The sequence below is a fragment of the Stenotrophomonas sp. 62841_Sma genome (assembly GCF_056482945.1).
In genome coordinates this window covers 1311177-1330453 of record NZ_CM151224.1, presented here as the reverse complement: position 1 = coordinate 1330453, position 19277 = coordinate 1311177, and the positions used below count along the sequence as shown (strand labels likewise).

Here is a 19277-nt window from a genome sequence, read left to right as displayed (position 1 = left end):
CCCCATGAAAGCCTATCTCTGGTTCTGGGGCGCGTTCCTGCTGTTCTTCGCGTTGCCTTTTCCCTGCATTCTCTATTTCGGCACTTCGTGGCCGGTAGCGCTGGTCGACCGCAGCGCACCGTGGCTGGCACTGTTGCTGCTCGCACTGTCGATGGTCCTGTGGCTGATGCTGCTGTTCGCCTTCCTGCACTACCTGTTGCTGGGGCCGCCACGCGCACTGCACCGGGTGCAGTCGATCCTGGCCGACGGTGAACCGCGCAGTGCGCTGATCGAGCAGGCCGAACAGACCGGCGTGCAGGTACGTGGGTTCGCGCAATGGAAACTGCAGTTGTCCTTCAAGAACCTGTCCGGTACGCCGGTCCGCGAACAGATGCTGGTGGTCGACAGCAAACCCCAGCTGCATCGCTTCGAGGCCGGCAGGCACATTGATGCACGCCTGGGCCGGACGCCCGGGGCATTCCCCAACATCGTGCTGGACGGTGCCCAGCCCGAACTGAATGTCGCCAGCCTGTGGCGGCGCGGCATCGGTGCAGCACTCGGCATCGCCATCGTTGCCGCTGCCTATGTGTGGGCCTACCAGCTGCAGAGCGAGGGGCTGGGCTGGACCTTCCTGTCGTTCGGTCACCCGCTGCTGGTGTGCCCGCTGGTGCTGTGTGGCTATGCGCTGGGCCTGCGCCTGCTCGGCCGCCTGCTGCACGCCGATGCCCGCGGCGATGCGCTGAAGTATCGCGGTATCGGCGTGGAGGCCAGGGTGTTGAAGGTGCGTCAGACCGGTACCTACCTCAACGAACAGCCGCAGGTGGAGTTCCAGCTGGAATACATCGACCGCGAAGGCAAGATGCAGCAGGCCCGCGTGCGCCGCTTCATCCCGCTGATTGAACTGGCCAACATCCCGCGCGAGCATGTGACGCTGCTGTACGACCCGGATGACCACAGCAACGTGCGCCTGGAGGGAGTATGAAACAGCCGCCCTCAACCCGCACAGTATTCCTGGTACTGCTGCTGGTTCTGGCGGGCGTGGCCGTTGCCGGAGGCGCCCTGCAGACCATCAGCGAAACGCTGGGGCATTCGGTACAGCCGGACCGGTTGCCCGCGTCCGTCTCGTCCCAGTCGCCGCGCGAACAATCCGCATCGCTTGTGCCGTCCCCGGCGCCCTTCCCCGCCGCGAGCACCGCTGGAGCGCCCGAGCGCAACAACCGCCTGTTCGATGCGGACTACCTGCTGGCTGCCCGTCAGGCACTGGAGCAGATGCCAGCGCTGGCCGGCCAGCGGCTGACGGTCTTCCACAGCATCCACTTCTACGACGATGGCCGCATCAACCTCGATCTGGTCGATCCGCAACAGCCGGGCCACGTCGACAGCTATCACTTTGAACGTGGCCAATGGCGCAAGGGCAATCCGGTGAACCCGCAGCAGTTCGCGCCGACCATCAGCCTGCAGCGCAGCAGCACATCCCTGGCCAGCATCGATTTCGAGGCTGTTCCGCGCGTGGCGCAGGCGCTGCAGGAACAGCGCAATGCGCTGCAGAACCCCGCATCTGAAGTCGGCCACGTCTACGTGATCGTGCGCAAAGCCGGCAAGCTGGTATGGCTGCCGGACGAAGTCGCCGGTGACCGCGAATCCGTGCGCCTGCAGTTCGATGCGCAGGGCGCCCTGCGCGGCGTGAGCCGCCGGTAGGCCACACAAAAAAGGGGACGGAGGGGATTAAGTCGCAAACCGCTCCAAGGCACATACGACTTAATCCCCTCCGTCCCCTTTTTCTATTTCACCGAGCGCGCGATGGCGTACTGCGCGGCGTAGTACGTGGACAGCACCAGCAGGCTGGCCAGCGGCAGGCCACCGGCGAAGCGGTCCCAGGCCAACAGTGAATCGCTGGCGACGAACAGCACGGCACCGGCAGCGGCCCAACGGGCACTGGCGGCCTCCATGGCGTCAGGCTGCGGGCGGCGCCACTGCCGTGCCAGCGCCAGCACCGCCATCGATGCCAGCACCACCACGTACGCCAGCACCGGAATACGCATCGGTGCGGGCAGGTGTGGCCACAGGCCCAGCACGTTGAGCACGGCAAACGCACCGAGCAGGACGCTGGCGCCGACCAGCCCACGCCCGGCACGCAGGCCTCCGCGGAAGGCGATGATGTAGCAGACATGCGCTAGCAGGAATGCGACCAGCCCCGGTACGAACGCATCCATTGGCAACATCAGCGCGATGTCACCCACGCACGAGAGCAGCATGCCGGCCAGCACCGCGCGGCGGTAGAACGGCTGCACCGGATCATGCACGCGCCAGACGATGGCAGCGATCAGCAGCGTGGTGGCCGGCTTGGCCAGCCAGTGCAGCCAACGCCCGTCACCGTGCAGGAACGCGCCGATGATGGCGAGGACCGCCATCAGCAGGATCACGCCATCGCAGGCACGCGGTTTCATCGCGCCTTCCACAGGTCCGCCAGGCGGTCAGGCTTGCCGGCGATGCGCTCCAGCACCGGGTACTGCAGGCCACCGTGGTAGGCGATGCTCATCGTTTCAATGCGATCGAACTGCTTCACCAGCAACACGATCGGCGCCTTGTCCTTTGCTGCGGCGGCGACTGCATCCTTCAAGCGCTGGCTGCTGTATTCACGGCCGCCAACCGCGATCACCTTCATGCCCGGTGCAAGACCGGCGTTGAACGCCGGACTGTCCCAGATCACGTCACCGACCGTGCCGTTGTCGAGCACGGTCGCACCCAGTGAGTACGCCAGCAACGCGGCCTTGGCGCGCTTTTCCTGCGCCTTGTAGGCGTCGTTCGGGGTATCGCGGTAAACCAGCTTCCAGCCCGCCAGTTCCAGGCCACCGGTCAACGAACCATGGCCATCCAGGCGCCCGCGCAGGAACGTCGCCCAGTCGTACGGCGCGATACCGTTCAAGGTCGCGACCACGTCATCAAAGTTGTACGGATTGACGTCCCAGTCGCCATTGCCGACGCCGAAGAACGCACGCGCGAAGTCGTCCAGACTGCGACGGTTGCCACTCAGCTCGCGCAGCTTGCCCTCCACTTCCAGCCACAGCATCTGGCCGCCGGAGTAGTAGTCCTCGCTCATCTGGTAGTTGCGGTAAGGCAGCGTGCGGCGCTGCGCGATGGTCGGGTCGTTGGTGGTGTCCTGTAGCGGCCGCCAGGCCAGGCCCGGGCGACCACGGTCATAGGTCGCGGCCACGTTGGCCAGCATGTCGCGCGCCTGCGCCGTCGACCACAGGCCTGAGCGCGCGGCTAGCACCTGGCCCCAGAACTGGGTCTGGCCCTCATACACCCACAGCAGGCTGTCGCCCATCGGCACGTTGAAGTTGGCGGTGGCCAGATCGGCGCCGCGACGGTACTTCCCGTTCCACGAATGGGTGTACTCATGCGGCAGCAGGTCGCGCATCCACGCGTTGCTGTCCCACTCTGTGAAGTAGCCTGGATCGGCACTGTTCTCGCTGGAGCGGTGGTGCTCCAGACCAATGCCGCCGAGGCGGTCGGTCAACGCCAGCAGGAATTCATAGTGGTTGTAGTGGCGCGCACCGTAGAGCTTGTCGGCCTGCTGCACCAGCGCACGATGCGCGGTGATCTGCGCGTCGGTCGGCTTCAGCGACTTTGCGTCGTCGGCGAACACATTGAGGTGCACCGGCACCTTCGCACCCGGGTCGAGATCGATGCGCTGGTAGTGCTCGCCGGCGAACAACGGCGAATCGACCAGATGGTCATACGAGATCGGCTTGAAGACGACGGTATCGCCATCGCGTCGCGCGGCTTCCAGGGCAGTGGCGAACGACCAGCCCTTGGGCAGGGTCACGCTGGCCTGCGCCTGCAGGTTGCGCGCATCGACGCCGGCCGGATACAGCGAATTGGCATTCCACTGCAGATTGAGCATTTCCGGGGTCATCACCACCCGGCCCTGGCTGCCGCCCTGCGAGGACAGGAAATCGAAGTGGGCGACGATCTCGCTCACGCCCTCGGGCACGTTCACCTTGAACGCATAGACGTTGAACTGGTCGCGCTGCCAGGCCAGCGGCTTGCCGTTGGCAGTCACGCGCAGCCCGGCCAGCTTGTCGATCGGGCCGGTGGGCGAATGGTTGCCGGGAATCCACTGCGGGTACAGCAGGGTCATCGGGCCGGGCTTGGCCGGCACCGTGGCGGTCACCTTGAAGATGCGCCGGGCCAGGTCACGCGCGTCCACGTCAATGCGCAGCAGGCCAGGGGCCGCGGCATCACCCGGCGGCGAGGTCTGCGCCAGCGCGGGCGTGGCCGCCAGCGCGAACAGCAATGACATGGCCAGGGCTCGGGTCTTCATCGGGCAGGTTCCAACAACGGAGAATCTTCCGATGCTAGGCCTGTGCGATGCAGGGCCCCATGGCCAAAGGTCATGGGCGCGCGCCCATCCGTGCATGCCCAGAAGCGTGCGAACCAAGGTTCGCACCCACCTTGTGCTGGTTTGCACCCACCAGAGCGGTTTCAGTAGATCCACGCCATGCGTGGATGAGGCGCTTCCCGGTCAGTCGACCAGGCGCAGGCGCAGTTCCTTCGGCAGCGCGAACACCATCGATTCCGGCTCGCCATCCAGCTCGCCCACGCCGCTGGCGCCCAGCTCGGCCAGGCGTGCCAGCACGCCATCGACCAGTACCTGCGGTGCCGAGGCACCGGCAGTGACGCCGATGTGCTGCTTGCCCACCACCCACGCCGGGTCGATCTCGTGCGCACCGTCGATCAGGTAAGACTCCACGCCTTCTCGGCGGGCCAGCTCGCTCAAACGGTTGGAGTTGGAGCTGTTCGGCGAACCGACCACCAGCACCAGGTCGCAGCGCTTGGCCAGATCGCGCACGGCGTCCTGGCGGTTCTGCGTGGCGTAGCAGATGTCGTCGTTCTTCGGGCCCTGCATTGCCGGGAAACGCTCACGCAATGCATCGATGATGCCGCGCGTATCGTCCACCGACAGCGTGGTCTGGGTGGTATAGGCGAAGTTTTCCGGCTGGTTGATGTGCAGCGTGGCAACCTGCTCGACATCCTCGACCAGATAGATCTGGCCGGTGCCGGCTTCGCGGTTCCACTGGCCCATGGTGCCCTCCACTTCCGGGTGACCGGCGTGGCCGATCAGCACCACGTCACGGCCGGCACGGCAGTGGCGGGCCACTTCGAAGTGGACCTTGGTCACCAGCGGACAGGTGGCGTCGAACACCTTCAGGCCACGACGCTCGGCCTCCTGGCGCACGGCCTGGGACACGCCATGCGCGCTGAAAATGACCGTGTTGTTGTCCGGCACTTCATCGAGTTCCTCGACGAAGATCGCACCGCGCTGCTTCAGGTCGTCGACCACGAAGCGGTTGTGCACCACTTCATGGCGGACATAGATGGGCGCGCCCAGCGTTTCGATCGCGCGCTTGACGATCTCGATCGCACGATCGACGCCGGCACAGAATCCACGCGGGTTGGCGAGCAGCACATCCATCAGTTCAGTCTCCCGGCAGCGGCCGGCTTACGGTTTCGGGTTGGCATTATCCGCCTTTTTGGCGGACTTGCCGTCGAACAGGCCAAACAGGGCGATGCCGATGGCACCCACCACGATGGCCGAATCGGCGATGTTGAACGAGGGCCAGGTGTAGCTGCCCACGTACCACTGGATGAAGTCGACCACGTGGCCATGCACCTGGCGGTCGATCACGTTGCCGATGGCGCCGCCGATGATCAGCGCGTACGGCACCGCGGCCTTCCAGTTGCCGCGGGCAGTGCTACGCAGCCACCAGGCCATCAGGCCGCTGATGACGATCGCCAACACGGTGAAGAAGTGTTTCTGCCAGCCACCGGCGTCGCTCAGGAAACTGAACGCGGCACCAGTGTTGTAGGTGCGGTACCAGTTCCAGAAGCCGTCGATGACCACCACCGGCTGGAACTCCGGCAGGCTCGACAACACCCAGGCCTTGGACCACTGGTCCAGGCCGATGATGGCCACCGACAGCAGCAGCCAGACCAGGGCGTTCGGATGCGGACGGGGCGCGGCCATCAGAACCAGCTCCGCAGTTCGCCGGCACCGGTGATGTTGCTCACGCAGCGGCCGCACAGTTCCGGGTGGTCGGCGTTGCTGCCGACGTCGGCGCGGTGGTGCCAGCAGCGCACGCACTTGGCCTTGGTGGTCGGCTGGGCGCTGACGAACACCTCGTCGGTGGTCGCCGAGCGCACCTGCACGTCGCCACTGATGAACAGGAAACGCAGTTCATCGGCCAGCGGCTGCCAGCGCGCGGCCTGCTCTTCGCTGGCGGCGATGGTGATTTCCGCTTCCAGCGCGGCACCGATCGCGCCGTTGGCACGCATCGGCTCGAGCACCTTGGCCACCTGCTCGCGCACGGCCAGCAGCTGGTCGAAGTCGGCGGCGTTGAGCTGGGCATCGGCCGGCAGCGGCGCCAGGCCGTCGTACCAGGTGGTGAACAGCACATGGCCAGCATGCTCGCCCGGCAGATAGCCCCACAGCTCGTCAGCGGTGAAGGTCAGGATCGGCGCCACCCAGCGGGTGAACGCTTCGGCGATGTGGTACATCGCGCTCTGTGCCGAACGGCGACCGTGCGAATCGGTCGGCATCGTGTACAGGCGGTCCTTGGTCACGTCCAGGTACAGCGAGCCCAGGTCCACGCTGCAGAAGTTCAGCAGCAGCTGCACGATCTCGGCCATGTTGTAGCCGTCGTAGGCCGCCTTGATCTTCTCCTGCAGCTCCCACGCGCGATGCACGATCCAGCGGTCCAGCGCAACCATCTGGTCGAGCGGCTGCAGGTGCTGGGCCGGATCGAAACCGTCCAGGTTGCCGAGCAGGAAGCGTGCGGTGTTGCGCAGGCGACGGTAGGCGTCGGCGTTGCGCTTGAGGATCTCCTGCGACAGCGACATCTCGTTGCTGTAGTCGGCCGAGGCGATCCACAGGCGCAGGATGTCCGCGCCCAGCTTGTTCATGATGTCCTGCGGCTCGATGCCGTTGCCCAGCGACTTGGACATCTTGCGGCCGTGCTCGTCCACGGTGAAGCCGTGGGTCAGGCACTGCTTGTACGGCGCGCGCTTGTCGATCGCCACGCCGGTCAGCAGCGAGGACTGGAACCAGCCGCGGTGCTGGTCGGAACCTTCCAGGTACAGGTCGGCCGGCTTGCCGAAGCCACGCGCCGCAAGCACGCCTTCATGGGTCACGCCCGAGTCGAACCAGACGTCGAGGATGTCGGTGACCTTCTCGTAGTCGGCCGCTTCGGCGCCCAGCAGTTCAGCAGCATCCAGCGAATACCACACGTCGATGCCCTCGGCCTCGACGCGGTCGGCGACCTGCTGCATCAGCTCCACCGAACGCGGGTGGATCTCGCCGGTCTGGCGATGGGTGAACAGTGCGATCGGCACGCCCCAGGTGCGCTGGCGCGAGATGGTCCAGTCCGGACGACCGTCGACCATGCTCTGGATGCGCGCCTTGCCCCAGGTCGGGAACCAGCCGACGGTATCGATGGCGGCCAGCGCATCGTTGCGCAGGTTGGCCTTGTCCATCGAGATGAACCACTGCGGGGTGGCGCGGAACACCACCGGCGTCTTGTGGCGCCAGCAGTGCGGGTAGCTGTGGCGGATCGGATGGAAGGCCAGCAGCGAACCGTTGTCGCGCAGCACACCGACGATGGCCTCCTGCGCCTTCCACAGGTGCTGGCCAGCCAGCACCACGTCACCGGCCGGCGGGGTCGATTCCAGGTACACGCCACGGCCGTCGATCGGGGTCACCTGACCGGCGTTGTACTTGTCCAGCAGGCCGTACTTCTGGCTGACCACGAAGTCTTCCTGGCCGTGGCCGGGGGCGGTGTGCACCGCACCGGTACCGTCCTCGTCGGAGACGTGCTCGCCGTTGAGCACCAGGATCTCGCGCTCCGGGTAGAACGGGTGCGCCAGCAGCTGGTTCTCCAGCGCGGCACCGGTGGTTTCACCGTGCAGCACCACGTTTTCGACGCCATAGCGCTGCAGCGCGCGCTCGGCCAGGGCCGCGGCCAGCACCAGCCAACGGCGCTTGCCGTTGTGCGCCGGGCCTTCGGCCAGCACGTAGTTGATCTCCGCGCCCAGCGACACCGCCAGCGAAGCCGGCAGCGTCCACGGGGTGGTGGTCCAGATCGGCACGGCCACTTCCACATCGGCCGGCACGCTCACGCCGAACGCCTGGCCGATGGCCTGCGCATCGCGCGCGGCGTAGGCCACGTCGATCGCCGGCGATTCCTTTTCCTGGTACTCGATCTCGGCCTCGGCCAGCGCCGAGCCACAGTCGAAGCACCAGTACACCGGCTTGGCGCCACGCACCAGGTGGCCGTTGGCCACGACCTTGGCCAGCGCACGGATTTCGTTGGCTTCGAAGTCGAAGCTCAGGGTCTTGTACGGGTTGTCCCAGTCACCGGTCACGCCCAGGCGCTTGAAGTCCACGCGCTGGATGTTGATCTGCTCTTCAGCGAACTCGCGGCACTTCTGGCGGAATTCGACGGCGTCGAGCTTGGTGCCGACCTTGCCCCACTTCTTCTCGACCGCGATCTCGATCGGCAGGCCGTGGCAGTCCCAGCCCGGCACGTAGGGCGCATCGAAGCCGGCCAGGTAGCGCGACTTGACGATGATGTCCTTCAGGATCTTGTTGACCGCGTGGCCGAGGTGGATGCGGCCGTTGGCGTACGGCGGGCCGTCGTGCAGCACGAACAGCGGGCGGCCGGCGGCGTTGTCGCGCAGCTGCTGGTAGAGCCCCTGCTCTTCCCACCGCGCCAGAATGCCCGGCTCGCGCTTGGGCAGGTCGCCGCGCATCGGGAATTCGGTGGCTGGCAGGTTCAGGGTGGTCTTGTAGTCCTGGCTCACGCAGTGGCTCGCAATCTATGTTCGGAAAGGATGGCGCGCGCCTGTTCGGCATCGCGGTGCATCTGGTCGGTCAGCGCCGCCAGATCATTGAATTTCTCTTCGTCGCGCAGCTTGGCGACGAACTCTACGTCGATGTGGCGCCCGTACAGGTCGCCCTGGAAATCAAACAGGTGCGCTTCCAGCAGCGGCTCCACGCCGTCCACCGTCGGCCGCGTGCCGAAGCTGGACACCGACGGCCACGGCTGGTCGAACACGCCGTGCACCCAGGTCGCGTAGATGCCCGACAGCGCCGGGGTCTTCGGGAACCGCAGGTTGGCGGTGGGGAAGCCCAGCGTGCGGCCGAGCTGGCGCCCGCGCACCACCCGCCCGCTGATCGCGTAGGGACGGCCGAGCAGATCGCCGGCACGGGCGAAATCGCCGTCCTGCAGCAGCTGGCGGATGCGGGTGCTGGAGATGCGCTCGCCGTGCAGATCCACCGCTTCGATCTCGCCGGCGCTGAAGCCGAGCTCGGCGCCGAGCTGCTGCAGCAGGGCCAGGTCGCCGCGGCGGCGGTTGCCGAAGCAGAACTCCGGCCCGATCCAGACCTCACGCGCACTCAGGCGATTGACCAGCAACTGGCGCACGAAGGTCTCGGCCGGCATCGCCGCCATCGCCGCGTCGAAACGCAGCAGGCCGATCGCATCGACACCCAGCTCGCGCAGGATCTCGACCTTGCTGCGCGCCAGGGTCAGCCGCGGCGGCGGCGTGCCCTGGGCGAAGAATTCACGCGGCAGCGGCTCGAACGCCACGGCCACCGCGGCCACGCCCAAGGCGCGCGCGCGGGCAACCGCGTGGCGGACCAGCGCACGATGGCCCAGGTGGAGGCCGTCGAATGCACCGATACAGACCACGCTTCCGTTGGGGAACAGCTCCCCGCCCTCGACGCTTCTGAACAGCCTGCTCATCAACTCTCGTTCCGGCCCGACCGGGGCCGCTGCTTCAATGGTGTAACCCTGAAGTATAGCCGCCACGGGCCGCGATCAATGCCCACGCAGGTCGCGCGGGCGGAAGCCCATCGCCAGCATGGCCACCGCATAGGTCGCGCCACCGCCGCCGACCAGCAGCATCAGGCCACCGATACGGTGCCATTTGTCCATGACGGTGAAGTCGGGAACCCAATGCAGCAGGGCCAACAGCACGCCGGCCATGGCCGCACAGGCCAGCAGCAGCCGCACCAGATAGCCGCCCCAGCCCGGCCGGCGCTGGTAGACATCGGTCTTGCCCAGCCAGTACCAGAGCAGGCCCAGGTTCAGGTAACTGGACAGTGCGCTGGCGATGCCCAGCGCCAGGTGCAGGCCCGGCTGCTTGCCGATGGCCGCCATCACGCCCTGCGCCTTCAGCTCGTCCGGCACCATGACCTGGTAGAGCACGGCCAGCAGGGCGAAGTTGAACACCATGTTGGCCACCAGCGCGGCCACACCGGCACGGACCGGGGTCTTGGTGTCCTGGCGGGCATAGAACGCCGGCAGCACCACCTTCAGCAGGGCGAACGCCGGCAGGCCGAAACTCAGGCCGTACACCGACAGCGCGGTCATGCGGGTATCGAAGGCGGTGAACTGGCGGTACTGGAACAGAGTGGCGATCAGCGGCTCGGCCAGCAGCAGCAGGCCCAGCATGGCCGGCACCGAGATCAGCAGGGTCATCCGCAGGCCCCAGTCCAGCGAGCGCGAGAAACCCTCGCGGTCGGTGCTGACGTGATGGCGGGCCAGCGCCGGCAGGATCACCGTGCCCAGCGCCACGCCGAACACACCCAGCGGCAGCTCCAGGAAGCGATCGGCCAGCGACAGCCACGACTGCGAGCCGTCGGTCAGCTTGGCCGCGATGAGGGTATCCAGCAGCAGGTTGATCTGCGCCACCGACGAACCGAACAGGGTCGGCACCATCAGCGTCAGTACCTTGCGCACGCCCGGATGGCGCCAGCCCCAGCGCGGCAGGGTCAGCAGGTTGATGCCCTTCAGCGAGGGCAGCTGGAACAGCAGCTGCAGGATGCCGGCGGCGAGTACCGCCCAGCCCAGCGCCAGGATCTGTTTTTCCGGGGTGCCACCGAGCCGCGGCGCCAGCCATAGCGCACCGGCGATCATGCACAGGTTGAGGATGACCGGGGTCAGCGCCGGCATCGCGAAACGCTGGAAGCTGTTCAGCGCGCCACCGGCCAGCGCGGTCAACGAGACGAACAACAGGAACGGGAAGGTCAGGCGGAACAGGTCGACCAGCAGGGTCTGCTTGACCGGGTCGGTATCAGCACCACTCGAGAATGCGACCGCCAGCTGCGGCGCGAAGATCAGCGCCAGCGCGGTGACCAGCATCAGCACCCCACCCAGGGTGCCGGCGGTGCGGGCCATCAGTTCACGCAGCTCGGCATGGCTGCGGGTTTCCTTCACTTCCGTGAACACCGGCACGAAAGCGGTGGCGAAAGAGCCTTCGGCGAACAACCGGCGCAGGAAATTGGGTACCCTGAAGGCAACCCAGAACGCATCGGTAACCGCATTGGTGCCGAACGTGGTGGTGATCACCTGGTCACGGACAAGTCCGAGCACCCGCGAGACCATGGTCATGCTGCTGAACGACAGCAGGCCTCGCAACATCTTCGGTGAACTCACTCAGCGTCCCTCTTGACAATCGACTTGACGTGCATTTCTCGGGCCATCATACTAGCTAGCTTGCTGTTCCCATAACACCGATTTTTTCAGGAAACCACCACCGTGGCCAATATCAAGTCCGCCAAGAAGCGCGCCAAGCAGACCGTCGTGCGCAACGCGCGCAACGTGGCTCAGCGCTCGATGCTGCGCACCGCTGTCAAGAAAGTGATCAAGGCGCTGGACGCCAACGATGCCGCCGGCGCCGAAGCCGCCTTCGCCGTTGCCCAGCCGATCCTGGATCGCTTCAGCGCGCGTGGCCTGATCCACAAGAACAAGGCTGCTCGCCACAAGAGCCGCCTGAACGACCGCATCAAGGCCCTCAAGGCCGCCTGATCCGGCGTTGCCGCCCTGCCCCTTCGGGGGTCGGGCAGCAGACAAGAACCCGGCCCCGGCCGGGTTTTTTGTTGCCTGCGATCCACGCGATCCGGTAGTGCCGGCCGCTGGCCGGCAACCCCGAGGAATGCCGGCCAGCGGCCAGCACTAATGGAAAATGAAAAACCCGGCCGAAGCCGGGTTTTTCGCATGGAACCACAACAGCATTACTGCGCGTTGCGAGCTTCCAGCTCGTCTTCCTTCTGGCGATCGAAGAAGGCCATGATCCGGCTCATGATCGGGAAGGTACCTTCGCGGCCCAGCGCGGAAACCAGGAACCACGGCTCCTTCCAGCCCAGCTCGGCAACGATCTGTTCGGCCGCAGCCTTCGCTTCGTCTTCGAACATCAGGTCGGCCTTGTTCAGCACCAGCCAGCGCGGCTTCTGCAGCAGCTCCGGATCGTGCTTTTCCAGTTCGCGCTCGATCGCACGCACCTGCTCGACCGGGGAAATGCCTTCCACACCGCCTTCCATCGGCGAGATGTCCACCAGGTGCAGCAGCAGGCGGGTGCGCTGCAGGTGGCGCAGGAACTGCGCACCCAGGCCGGCACCGTCGGCAGCGCCTTCGATCAGGCCGGGAATGTCGGCAATCACGAAGCTGCGGTAGTTCTCCACCTTCACCACACCCAGGTTCGGGTACAGCGTGGTGAACGGGTAATCGGCCACCTTCGGCGTTGCCGCCGAAACGGCACGGATCAGGGTGCTCTTGCCAGCGTTGGGGAAGCCCAGCAGGCCGACGTCGGCCAGCAGCTTCAGCTCCAGCTTCAGCGTGCGCTCTTCGCCCGGCTCGCCCGGCAGCGCCTGGCGCGGCGAGCGGTTGGTCGAGCTCTTGAAGTGCATGTTGCCGAGGCCACCACGACCGCCCTGCGCCACCAGCAGGCGATCACCATGCTGGGTCAGGTCGCCGATGATTTCATCGGTGGCGACGTTGATCACCACGGTGCCGACCGGCACGGTGATGGTCAGGTCTTCGCCGCCCTTGCCATAGGCCTGGCGGCCCATGCCGTTCTCGCCACGCTGCGCCTTGAAGATGCGGTCATGGCGGAAGTCGACCAGGGTGTTCAGGTTTTCGTCGGCGCGGATGTACACGCTGCCGCCCGCACCGCCGTCGCCGCCGTCCGGGCCGCCGAGCGGAATGAACTTCTCGCGACGGAAGCCAATGCAGCCGTTGCCGCCGTTGCCGGCGAACACTTCGATTTCTGCTTCGTCTACCAGTTTCATTGTTTCGATGCCTGCGATGGGCGCGGCCTGCCTGCCGTCGCCTTGAATGTTATGCCAGCCACTGGCCGGCACCCCGGCCTGGCCGGTCTTGCTTTCACTCTAACGAAAAGCCCCGCCGAAGCGGGGCTCTTCATGCAGCACCCCCATGCCGAGGCACGGGTGCCGGCGATGCCTGGATCAGGCGTCGGCCGAGACGATGCTGACGGTGCGACGCTTCTTGGCGCCCTTGACCGAGAACTCCACCTTGCCGTCCACGAGGGCGAACAGGGTGTGGTCACGGCCCAGGCCAACGCCCGAACCCGGGTGGAACTGGGTGCCGCGCTGACGCACGATGATGTTGCCGGCTTCGATGGCCTGGCCGCCGAAGATCTTGACGCCCAGGTACTTCGGGTTGGAGTCGCGACCGTTGCGCGAGGAGCCTACGCCCTTTTTATGTGCCATGACTGCTTCTCCTGATGCTTAGCCGGCGATGCCGGTGATCTCGATTTCGGTGTAGTACTGACGGTGACCCTGACGCTTCATGTGGTGCTTGCGGCGACGGAACTTGATGATCCGGACCTTGTCAGCACGACCCTGGGACAGGACCTTGGCGGTGACGGCAGCGCCCTTCAGCGCATCGCCCAGCTTCACGCCGTCGCTGTCACCCAGCATCAGGATGTTGTCAAACTTGATCTCGCTGCCGACTTCGACTTCGAGCTTTTCAATGCGGAGCTTTTCGCCCTGCGCCACGCGGTATTGCTTACCGCCGGTGACCAGTACTGCGTACATGACCAGGCCTTCCTCTGTAGTTATTGTGGTCTGAGCTGCCGCCATCGAGGGCGGACAGGAGCGGAATTGTACGCAGATCAGCGGGCGCGGGTCAAGTCAACCCCTGAACGGCCCGGGGGCCCGGCCAGAAACGGGGTCAGATCCCTTTTCACGTTGTGAAAAGGGATCTGACCCCTGCCTGTCGACCTGTCTCATCAGGTGAGACATCGGGCTGGCATTGTCGCCCATTGCCCCCATCTGGTCACCTCGGTAGGCTGACCGATTGCCGTTCCCTGCTGGCCCGGCACCCAGCCAACGCCCCCACAACCGGATCCCCCATGGCGATGGATTTCATCCGCATCCGCGGCGCGCGGACGCACAATCTGAAGAACCTCGACCTCGACCTGCCCCGCGACAAGCTGATCGTGATCACCGGCCTGTCCGGTTCGGGCAAGTCCTCGCTGGCGTTCGACACCATCTATGCAGAAGGCCAGCGCCGCTACGTCGAGTCGCTGTCGGCCTATGCGCGCCAGTTCCTGAGCGTGATGGAAAAGCCGGACCTCGACCACATCGAAGGCCTGTCCCCGGCCATCTCGATCGAGCAGAAGTCGACCTCGCACAACCCGCGTTCGACGGTCGGCACCATCACCGAGATCTACGACTACCTGCGCCTGCTGTACGCCCGCGTCGGCACCCCGCGCTGCCCGGACCACGGCTACCCGCTGGAAGCGCAGACGGTCAGCCAGATGGTCGACCAGGTACTGACGCTGGACCCGGAACAGCGCTACATGCTGCTGGCGCCGGTCATCCGCGACCGCAAGGGCGAACACGCACAGGTGTTCGACCAGCTGCGTGCGCAGGGCTTCGTGCGTGTGCGCGTGGACGGCGAGCTGTATGAAATCGATGCGGTGCCGCCGCTGGCGCTGCGCCAGAAGCACACCATCGAGGCGGTGATCGACCGCTTCCGCCCGCGCGAGGACATCAAGCAGCGCCTGGCCGAGAGCTTCGAGACCGCACTGAAGCTGGGCGATGGCATGGCCTCGGTGCAGAGCCTGGACACCGCCGACGCCACGCCGGCGCTGTTCTCCTCCAAGTACTCCTGCCCGGTGTGCGACTACTCGCTGCCGGAGCTGGAACCGCGCCTGTTCTCGTTCAACGCACCGATGGGCGCCTGCCCCGGCTGCGATGGCCTGGGCATCGCCGAGTTCTTCGACCCTTCGCGCGTGGTGGTGCATCCGGAGCTGTCGCTGGCCGCCGGTGCGGTGCGCGGCTGGGACCGCCGCAACGCCTACTATTTCCAGCTGATCGCTTCGCTGGCCAAGCACTACAAGTTCGACGTGGACGCCGCCTGGAACTCGCTGCCGGCCAAGGTGCAGCAAGCCGTGCTGTACGGCAGCGGCGACGAAACGATCACCTTCACCTACTTCACCGAAGCTGGCGGCCGCACCCAGCGCAAGCACCGCTTCGAGGGCATCATTCCCAACCTCGAACGCCGCTATAAGGAAACCGAGTCGCCGGCGGTGCGCGAGGAGCTGTCCAAGTACATCAGCGAACAGCCGTGCCCGGAATGCAATGGCGCGCGCCTGAACAAGGCAGCACGCAACGTGTTCGTGGCCGATCGCCCGCTGCCGGAGCTGGTGGTGCTGCCGATCGACGAGGCACTGAAGTTCTTCAGTGAACTGAGCCTGCCGGGCTGGCGTGGCGAGATCGCCGCGAAGATCGTCAAGGAGATCGGCGAACGCCTCGGCTTCCTGGTCGATGTCGGCCTGGATTACCTGACCCTGGAGCGCAAGGCCGACACCCTGTCTGGTGGCGAGGCACAGCGCATCCGCCTGGCCAGCCAGATCGGCGCCGGCCTGGTCGGCGTGATGTACGTGCTCGACGAGCCGTCGATCGGCCTGCACCAGCGCGACAACGAACGCCTGCTCGGCACCCTCACCCGCCTGCGTGACCTGGGCAATACGGTGATCGTGGTCGAACATGACGAGGATGCGATCCGGCTGGCCGACTACGTGCTGGACATCGGCCCGGGCGCGGGCGTGCACGGCGGCGAGATCGTCGGCCAGGGCACCCTGCAGGACATCCTGGAGGCACCGCGTTCGCTGACCGGCCAGTACCTGTCGGGCAAGCGCGCGATCGAGATTCCGGCGCGCCGGCACACGCCGAACCCGAAGATGACCCTGCACCTGCGCGGGGCGACCGGCAACAACCTGAAGGGCGTGGACCTGGCGATTCCGTCGGGCCTGCTGACCTGCGTGACCGGCGTGTCCGGCTCGGGCAAGTCGACCCTGATCAACGACACCCTGTTCTCGCTGGCCGCCAACGAGATCAACGGCGCCTCGCACCCGATCGCTCCGTACAAGGAAATCGATGGCCTGGACCTGTTCGACAAGGTGGTGGACATCGACCAGTCGCCGATCGGCCGCACCCCGCGTTCGAACCCGGCTACCTACACCGGCCTGTTCACGCCGCTGCGCGAACTGTTCGCACAGGTGCCCGAAGCGCGTGCGCGCGGCTATTCGCCGGGCCGTTTCAGCTTCAACGTGCGCGGCGGCCGCTGCGAAGCCTGCCAGGGTGACGGCCTGATCAAGGTCGAGATGCACTTCCTGCCGGACGTGTACGTGCCCTGCGACGTCTGCCATGGCAAGCGCTACAACCGCGAGACGCTGGAGATCCTGTACAAGGGCTTCAACATCAACGACGTGCTGGAAATGACCGTCGAGGATGCGCTGAAGCTGTTCGAACCGGTGCCGTCGATCGCGCGCAAGCTGGAAACGCTGGTCGACGTCGGCCTGAGCTACATCAAGCTGGGCCAGAGCGCGACCACGCTGTCTGGTGGTGAAGCGCAGCGCGTGAAGCTGTCCAAGGAACTGTCGCGCCGCGATACCGGCCGCACCCTGTACATCCTCGACGAGCCGACCACCGGCCTGCACTTCCACGACATCGAAGCGCTGCTGGGTGTGCTGCACAAGCTGCGCGACGAAGGCAACACGGTGGTCGTGATCGAGCACAACCTGGACGTGATCAAGACCGCCGACTGGATCGTTGATCTGGGTCCGGAAGGCGGCCATCGCGGTGGCACCATCCTGGTCACCGGCACGCCGGAAGACGTGGCGGCCTGCCCGCAGTCGTACACCGGCCAGTTCCTTGCACGCATGCTGCCGTCCACCAGCGCACGCCCCGAGCAGCCGGCCGCGGTCGCCAACAAGCCCGACGCCCGCCCGCCGCGCAAGGTGAAGCCTGAGAAGGCCGAGAAGCCGGCGAAGAAGGCCGTGGCCGCCAAGAGCACCGGCAAGACCAGCAAGACCGCAACTGCCAGCAAGAAGAAAAAGGACGCCTGATGAGCAGCGAACACAAGATCCTGGCCCGCATCCCGATCAGCGTGCGCTGGCGTGACATGGACAGCATGGGCCATGTGAACAACGCCAAGTACATCTCCTACCTGGAAGAAGCGCGCGTGCGCTGGATGCTGGGCGTGGACGGTGTGTCGATGACCGACCGCATCGCACCGGTGGTGGCCGCGACCAACGTCAACTACCGGCTGCCCATCGTGTGGCCCAACGACATCCTGGTCGAGCTGTTCGTCGAGCGCCTGGGCAACAGCAGCGTGACCATCGGCCACCGCATCGTCGACCAGCAGGACGAATCGAAGCTCTATTCGGACGGCAACGTGGTGGTGGTGTGGATGGATACGCAGACCGGCAAGAGTGCACCGTTGCCGGAGGCGATCCGCAGCGCGTCGACCTGACGCGCCTGTGGTAGTGCCGGCCGCTGGCCGGCAACCTCCAGATGTATCGCGGATGCCGGCCAGCGGCCGGCACTACCGATCCAATTCAAAGGACTGACATGATCCACCAGACTGAGCTGCGCGACCTGCTGCCCGGCATGGTCGCCTTCCCCACCGGTGTCTTCCCCGCCGACCAAGCCTGGCTCGGCCAGCACCTGCTGCCGCTGCTGAAGATCGACCTCGGCGTGCTGCGCCCGGAACTGGCCGGCCAGGTGGCAACGATGCTGTGCCCGATCGAGCCGTATGACGGCTGCATCGGCGAGACCACAGAAGAACACCACAACGATTTCACCGGCACCAACTGGATCGCCTTCGAACTGACCGCCGGCAACGAGATGCGCTTCCTCGGCAACGCGGGCTATTTCATCGGTGATGCGGTGCAGGACAAGGATGCGCAGGAACACATCGCGCAGATGCGCGAGAGCTACGCCAAGGCCCGCGATTACCATGCCACGCATGGCCGTCTCGCCTGCTACTCGCGCTACGGCAAGGGTGAGGCCAGCGAGCGCGATTATCTGGATACGCTGGGTGGACAGATTTCCTGCGGCAACTGGATCGAGACGGCTGACATCCCGAACGCCTTCACCCTGGAATTCACCGACGCCGCCAACGACCGGCATGCACCGGACGATGCGGAACTGGCAATCATCCGCCGCGATGGCAACGCGTTCTTCGCGGTGGCCGAAGTGGCCGGCTACAACTGGTGCGCCACCGGCGCCGATGCGATCGTGATGCTGTACGAGCCGGAAAGCCGCACGGTGCTGTTCTCGTACGACTGGTCGTAAGCCCCCTGGTAGTGCCGGCCGCTGGCCGGCTTTCACCACGCTGCCGGCCAGCGGCCGGCACTACCGGATATTCCGGTCTCGCCGAGCGTCCTCGACGCTACGACAGCCATCCCAATCGTCGCTTCATCCGTAGAGTCGAGCTTGCTCGACTGCCGCTGGCCGGCTTTCACCACGCTGCCTGCCAGCGGCCGGCACTACCGGATATTCCGTTCGCGCCCAGCGCCCTCGACGCTACGGCAGCCATCCCAATCGTCGCTTCATCCGTAGAGTCGAGCTTGCTCGACTGCTGCTGGCCGGGGCCGTCGAGCAAGCTCGACGCTACGACGGCCATCCTAACTCCTTGCTTCAGCAGCAGCGTGCCGTTTCCCCGCGCTTACGGCGCGGCCTTGCGCACCACCAACGTCGCGCTCGCTTCGCCACCGCCTTCCAGCTGCAGCCGCAACGGCAGCGCCTGGCCTTCCTTCAACGCGCCCTTGCCCTGCATCAGCATCAGGTGCAGGCCACCGGGCTTGAGCTCGGCGCGCGCGCCCGGCGCCAGCGGCAGACGCTCGATCGCGCGCATCCGGCTGACCCCATCCGTGATCGTGGTTTCGTGCAGCGACACATCATTGAAGCTGCTGCTGGTCGCGCCAGTGATCGCCACCGCCTTGCTGCAGCCGTTGTGGATCACGCCGTAGCCGGCGGTCATCGGCATCGCCGGATTCGGTGGCAACCGCGCCCAGCCCTGCTCCACCGTGACGCACGCCGGTTCCGCCGCCGACGCCGATGCTGCGGCCGCACACAGAACCAACAGTACGCCAACGAATGGTTTGGTTATCATCGCCCAGGTTCCTTCTTCGCAACGAGA

17 protein-coding genes are annotated in these 19277 nt (G+C 65.9%); 6 read left to right on the top strand and 11 right to left on the bottom strand.

From position 1 onward, the window contains the following. Positions 1 to 4 precede the first annotated feature (4 nt). Positions 5 to 961 carry a hypothetical protein gene (locus ACZK5G_RS06245; protein ID WP_478465685.1) on the top strand — a complete coding sequence of 319 codons (957 nt, stop codon included), beginning with the start codon at positions 5 to 7 and terminating at the stop codon, positions 959 to 961. After that, positions 958 to 1677 (top strand): hypothetical protein, encoded by a 720-nt coding sequence (locus ACZK5G_RS06240; protein WP_032127576.1) that lies wholly within the window; start codon positions 958 to 960, stop codon positions 1675 to 1677. The genes ACZK5G_RS06245 and ACZK5G_RS06240 overlap by 4 nt, the downstream gene beginning before the upstream one ends. An 83-nt stretch (positions 1678 to 1760) precedes the next feature. On the opposite strand, the gene ACZK5G_RS06235 is transcribed toward ACZK5G_RS06240, so the two are convergent. The 7 genes from ACZK5G_RS06235 to murJ all read right to left on the bottom strand — a co-directional run bounded on the left by ACZK5G_RS06235 (position 1761) and on the right by murJ (position 11465). Continuing rightward, entirely contained in the window at positions 1761 to 2426 is a 666-nt protein-coding gene (locus tag ACZK5G_RS06235; protein ID WP_478465684.1) for a lysoplasmalogenase, read from the bottom strand. Continuing rightward, positions 2423 to 4306 carry a M61 family metallopeptidase gene (locus ACZK5G_RS06230; RefSeq protein ID WP_478465683.1) on the bottom strand — a complete coding sequence of 628 codons (1884 nt, stop codon included), beginning with the start codon at positions 4304 to 4306 and terminating at the stop codon, positions 2423 to 2425. Before ACZK5G_RS06230 ends, ACZK5G_RS06235 begins: the two co-directional genes overlap by 4 nt. A 201-nt stretch (positions 4307 to 4507) precedes the next feature. After that, entirely contained in the window at positions 4508 to 5458 is a 951-nt protein-coding gene (gene ispH, locus ACZK5G_RS06225) for a 4-hydroxy-3-methylbut-2-enyl diphosphate reductase (RefSeq protein ID WP_049428543.1), read from the bottom strand. A 27-nt stretch (positions 5459 to 5485) separates the two neighbouring features. Further along, a complete protein-coding gene (gene lspA, locus ACZK5G_RS06220; RefSeq protein WP_032127580.1) occupies positions 5486 to 6010 on the bottom strand; it encodes a signal peptidase II in 525 nt (174 codons plus the stop codon). Next, complete coding sequence (gene ileS / locus ACZK5G_RS06215) at positions 6010 to 8841, bottom strand: isoleucine--tRNA ligase (RefSeq protein WP_478465681.1); 2832 nt, start codon at positions 8839 to 8841, stop codon at positions 6010 to 6012. Before ileS ends, lspA begins: the two co-directional genes overlap by 1 nt. Further along, positions 8838 to 9785 carry a bifunctional riboflavin kinase/FAD synthetase gene (locus tag ACZK5G_RS06210; protein WP_032127582.1) on the bottom strand — a complete coding sequence of 316 codons (948 nt, stop codon included), beginning with the start codon at positions 9783 to 9785 and terminating at the stop codon, positions 8838 to 8840. Before ACZK5G_RS06210 ends, ileS begins: the two co-directional genes overlap by 4 nt. Before the next feature lie 75 nt (positions 9786 to 9860). Then, a complete protein-coding gene (gene murJ / locus ACZK5G_RS06205; RefSeq protein ID WP_478466493.1) occupies positions 9861 to 11465 on the bottom strand; it encodes a murein biosynthesis integral membrane protein MurJ in 1605 nt (534 codons plus the stop codon). A 117-nt stretch (positions 11466 to 11582) separates the two neighbouring features. Here murJ and rpsT point away from each other — a divergent pair, with 117 nt between their 5' ends. Beyond that, the gene (rpsT, locus tag ACZK5G_RS06200) at positions 11583 to 11852 is read left to right on the top strand and encodes a 30S ribosomal protein S20 (protein ID WP_005408560.1); all 270 of its coding nucleotides are present in this window, start codon (positions 11583 to 11585) and stop codon (positions 11850 to 11852) included. Between the two features lie 206 nt (positions 11853 to 12058). On the opposite strand, the gene cgtA is transcribed toward rpsT, so the two are convergent. The 3 genes from cgtA to rplU form a co-directional block, all read right to left on the bottom strand. Continuing rightward, positions 12059 to 13111, bottom strand: coding sequence for an Obg family GTPase CgtA (gene cgtA, locus ACZK5G_RS06195; RefSeq protein WP_032127584.1), 1053 nt, complete (start codon positions 13109 to 13111; stop codon positions 12059 to 12061). 177 nt (positions 13112 to 13288) lie between these two features. Further along, the gene (gene rpmA, locus ACZK5G_RS06190) at positions 13289 to 13552 is read right to left on the bottom strand and encodes a 50S ribosomal protein L27 (RefSeq protein WP_005415704.1); all 264 of its coding nucleotides are present in this window, start codon (positions 13550 to 13552) and stop codon (positions 13289 to 13291) included. An 18-nt stretch (positions 13553 to 13570) separates the two neighbouring features. After that, on the bottom strand, positions 13571 to 13879 hold the full coding sequence (rplU, locus tag ACZK5G_RS06185; RefSeq protein WP_005408557.1) for a 50S ribosomal protein L21: 309 nt from the start codon (positions 13877 to 13879) through the stop codon (positions 13571 to 13573). A gap of 317 nt (positions 13880 to 14196) precedes the next feature. Between rplU and uvrA the strand changes: the two genes are divergently transcribed. The 3 genes from uvrA to ACZK5G_RS06170 all read left to right on the top strand — a co-directional run bounded on the left by uvrA (position 14197) and on the right by ACZK5G_RS06170 (position 18430). Further along, positions 14197 to 17199 (top strand): excinuclease ABC subunit UvrA, encoded by a 3003-nt coding sequence (gene uvrA / locus ACZK5G_RS06180; RefSeq protein ID WP_121503917.1) that lies wholly within the window; start codon positions 14197 to 14199, stop codon positions 17197 to 17199. After that, positions 17199 to 17606, top strand: a complete 408-nt coding sequence (locus ACZK5G_RS06175; protein ID WP_006424673.1) for an acyl-CoA thioesterase — start codon at positions 17199 to 17201, stop codon at positions 17604 to 17606. Before uvrA ends, ACZK5G_RS06175 begins: the two co-directional genes overlap by 1 nt. 98 nt (positions 17607 to 17704) lie before the next feature. Beyond that, entirely contained in the window at positions 17705 to 18430 is a 726-nt protein-coding gene (locus ACZK5G_RS06170; RefSeq protein ID WP_478465679.1) for an enolase, read from the top strand. 373 nt (positions 18431 to 18803) lie between these two features. Here ACZK5G_RS06170 and ACZK5G_RS06165 read toward each other — a convergent pair whose 3' ends face one another. Further along, positions 18804 to 19250, bottom strand: coding sequence for a copper chaperone PCu(A)C (locus ACZK5G_RS06165; RefSeq protein ID WP_478465678.1), 447 nt, complete (start codon positions 19248 to 19250; stop codon positions 18804 to 18806). Positions 19251 to 19277: the final 27 nt, after the last annotated feature.

Bases quoted from the DNA above. Each gene is read 5' to 3' on its own strand.
- ACZK5G_RS06175 (WP_006424673.1), top strand. From the start codon at position 17,199: ATGAGCAGCGAACACAAGATCCTGGCCCGCATCCCGATCAGCGTGCGC.
- murJ (WP_478466493.1), bottom strand. From the start codon at position 11,465: ATGTTGCGAGGCCTGCTGTCGTTCAGCAGCATGACCATGGTCTCGCGG.
- ACZK5G_RS06230 (WP_478465683.1), bottom strand. From the start codon at position 4,306: ATGAAGACCCGAGCCCTGGCCATGTCATTGCTGTTCGCGCTGGCGGCC.
- ACZK5G_RS06235 (WP_478465684.1), bottom strand. From the start codon at position 2,426: ATGAAACCGCGTGCCTGCGATGGCGTGATCCTGCTGATGGCGGTCCTC.
- lspA (WP_032127580.1), bottom strand. From the start codon at position 6,010: ATGGCCGCGCCCCGTCCGCATCCGAACGCCCTGGTCTGGCTGCTGCTG.
- ACZK5G_RS06210 (WP_032127582.1), bottom strand. From the start codon at position 9,785: ATGAGCAGGCTGTTCAGAAGCGTCGAGGGCGGGGAGCTGTTCCCCAAC.
- cgtA (WP_032127584.1), bottom strand. From the start codon at position 13,111: ATGAAACTGGTAGACGAAGCAGAAATCGAAGTGTTCGCCGGCAACGGC.
- rpmA (WP_005415704.1), bottom strand. From the start codon at position 13,552: ATGGCACATAAAAAGGGCGTAGGCTCCTCGCGCAACGGTCGCGACTCC.
- ispH (WP_049428543.1), bottom strand. From the start codon at position 5,458: ATGGATGTGCTGCTCGCCAACCCGCGTGGATTCTGTGCCGGCGTCGAT.
- ACZK5G_RS06170 (WP_478465679.1), top strand. From the start codon at position 17,705: ATGATCCACCAGACTGAGCTGCGCGACCTGCTGCCCGGCATGGTCGCC.
- ACZK5G_RS06245 (WP_478465685.1), top strand. From the start codon at position 5: ATGAAAGCCTATCTCTGGTTCTGGGGCGCGTTCCTGCTGTTCTTCGCG.
- uvrA (WP_121503917.1), top strand. From the start codon at position 14,197: ATGGCGATGGATTTCATCCGCATCCGCGGCGCGCGGACGCACAATCTG.
- rplU (WP_005408557.1), bottom strand. From the start codon at position 13,879: ATGTACGCAGTACTGGTCACCGGCGGTAAGCAATACCGCGTGGCGCAG.
- ACZK5G_RS06165 (WP_478465678.1), bottom strand. From the start codon at position 19,250: ATGATAACCAAACCATTCGTTGGCGTACTGTTGGTTCTGTGTGCGGCC.
- ACZK5G_RS06240 (WP_032127576.1), top strand. From the start codon at position 958: ATGAAACAGCCGCCCTCAACCCGCACAGTATTCCTGGTACTGCTGCTG.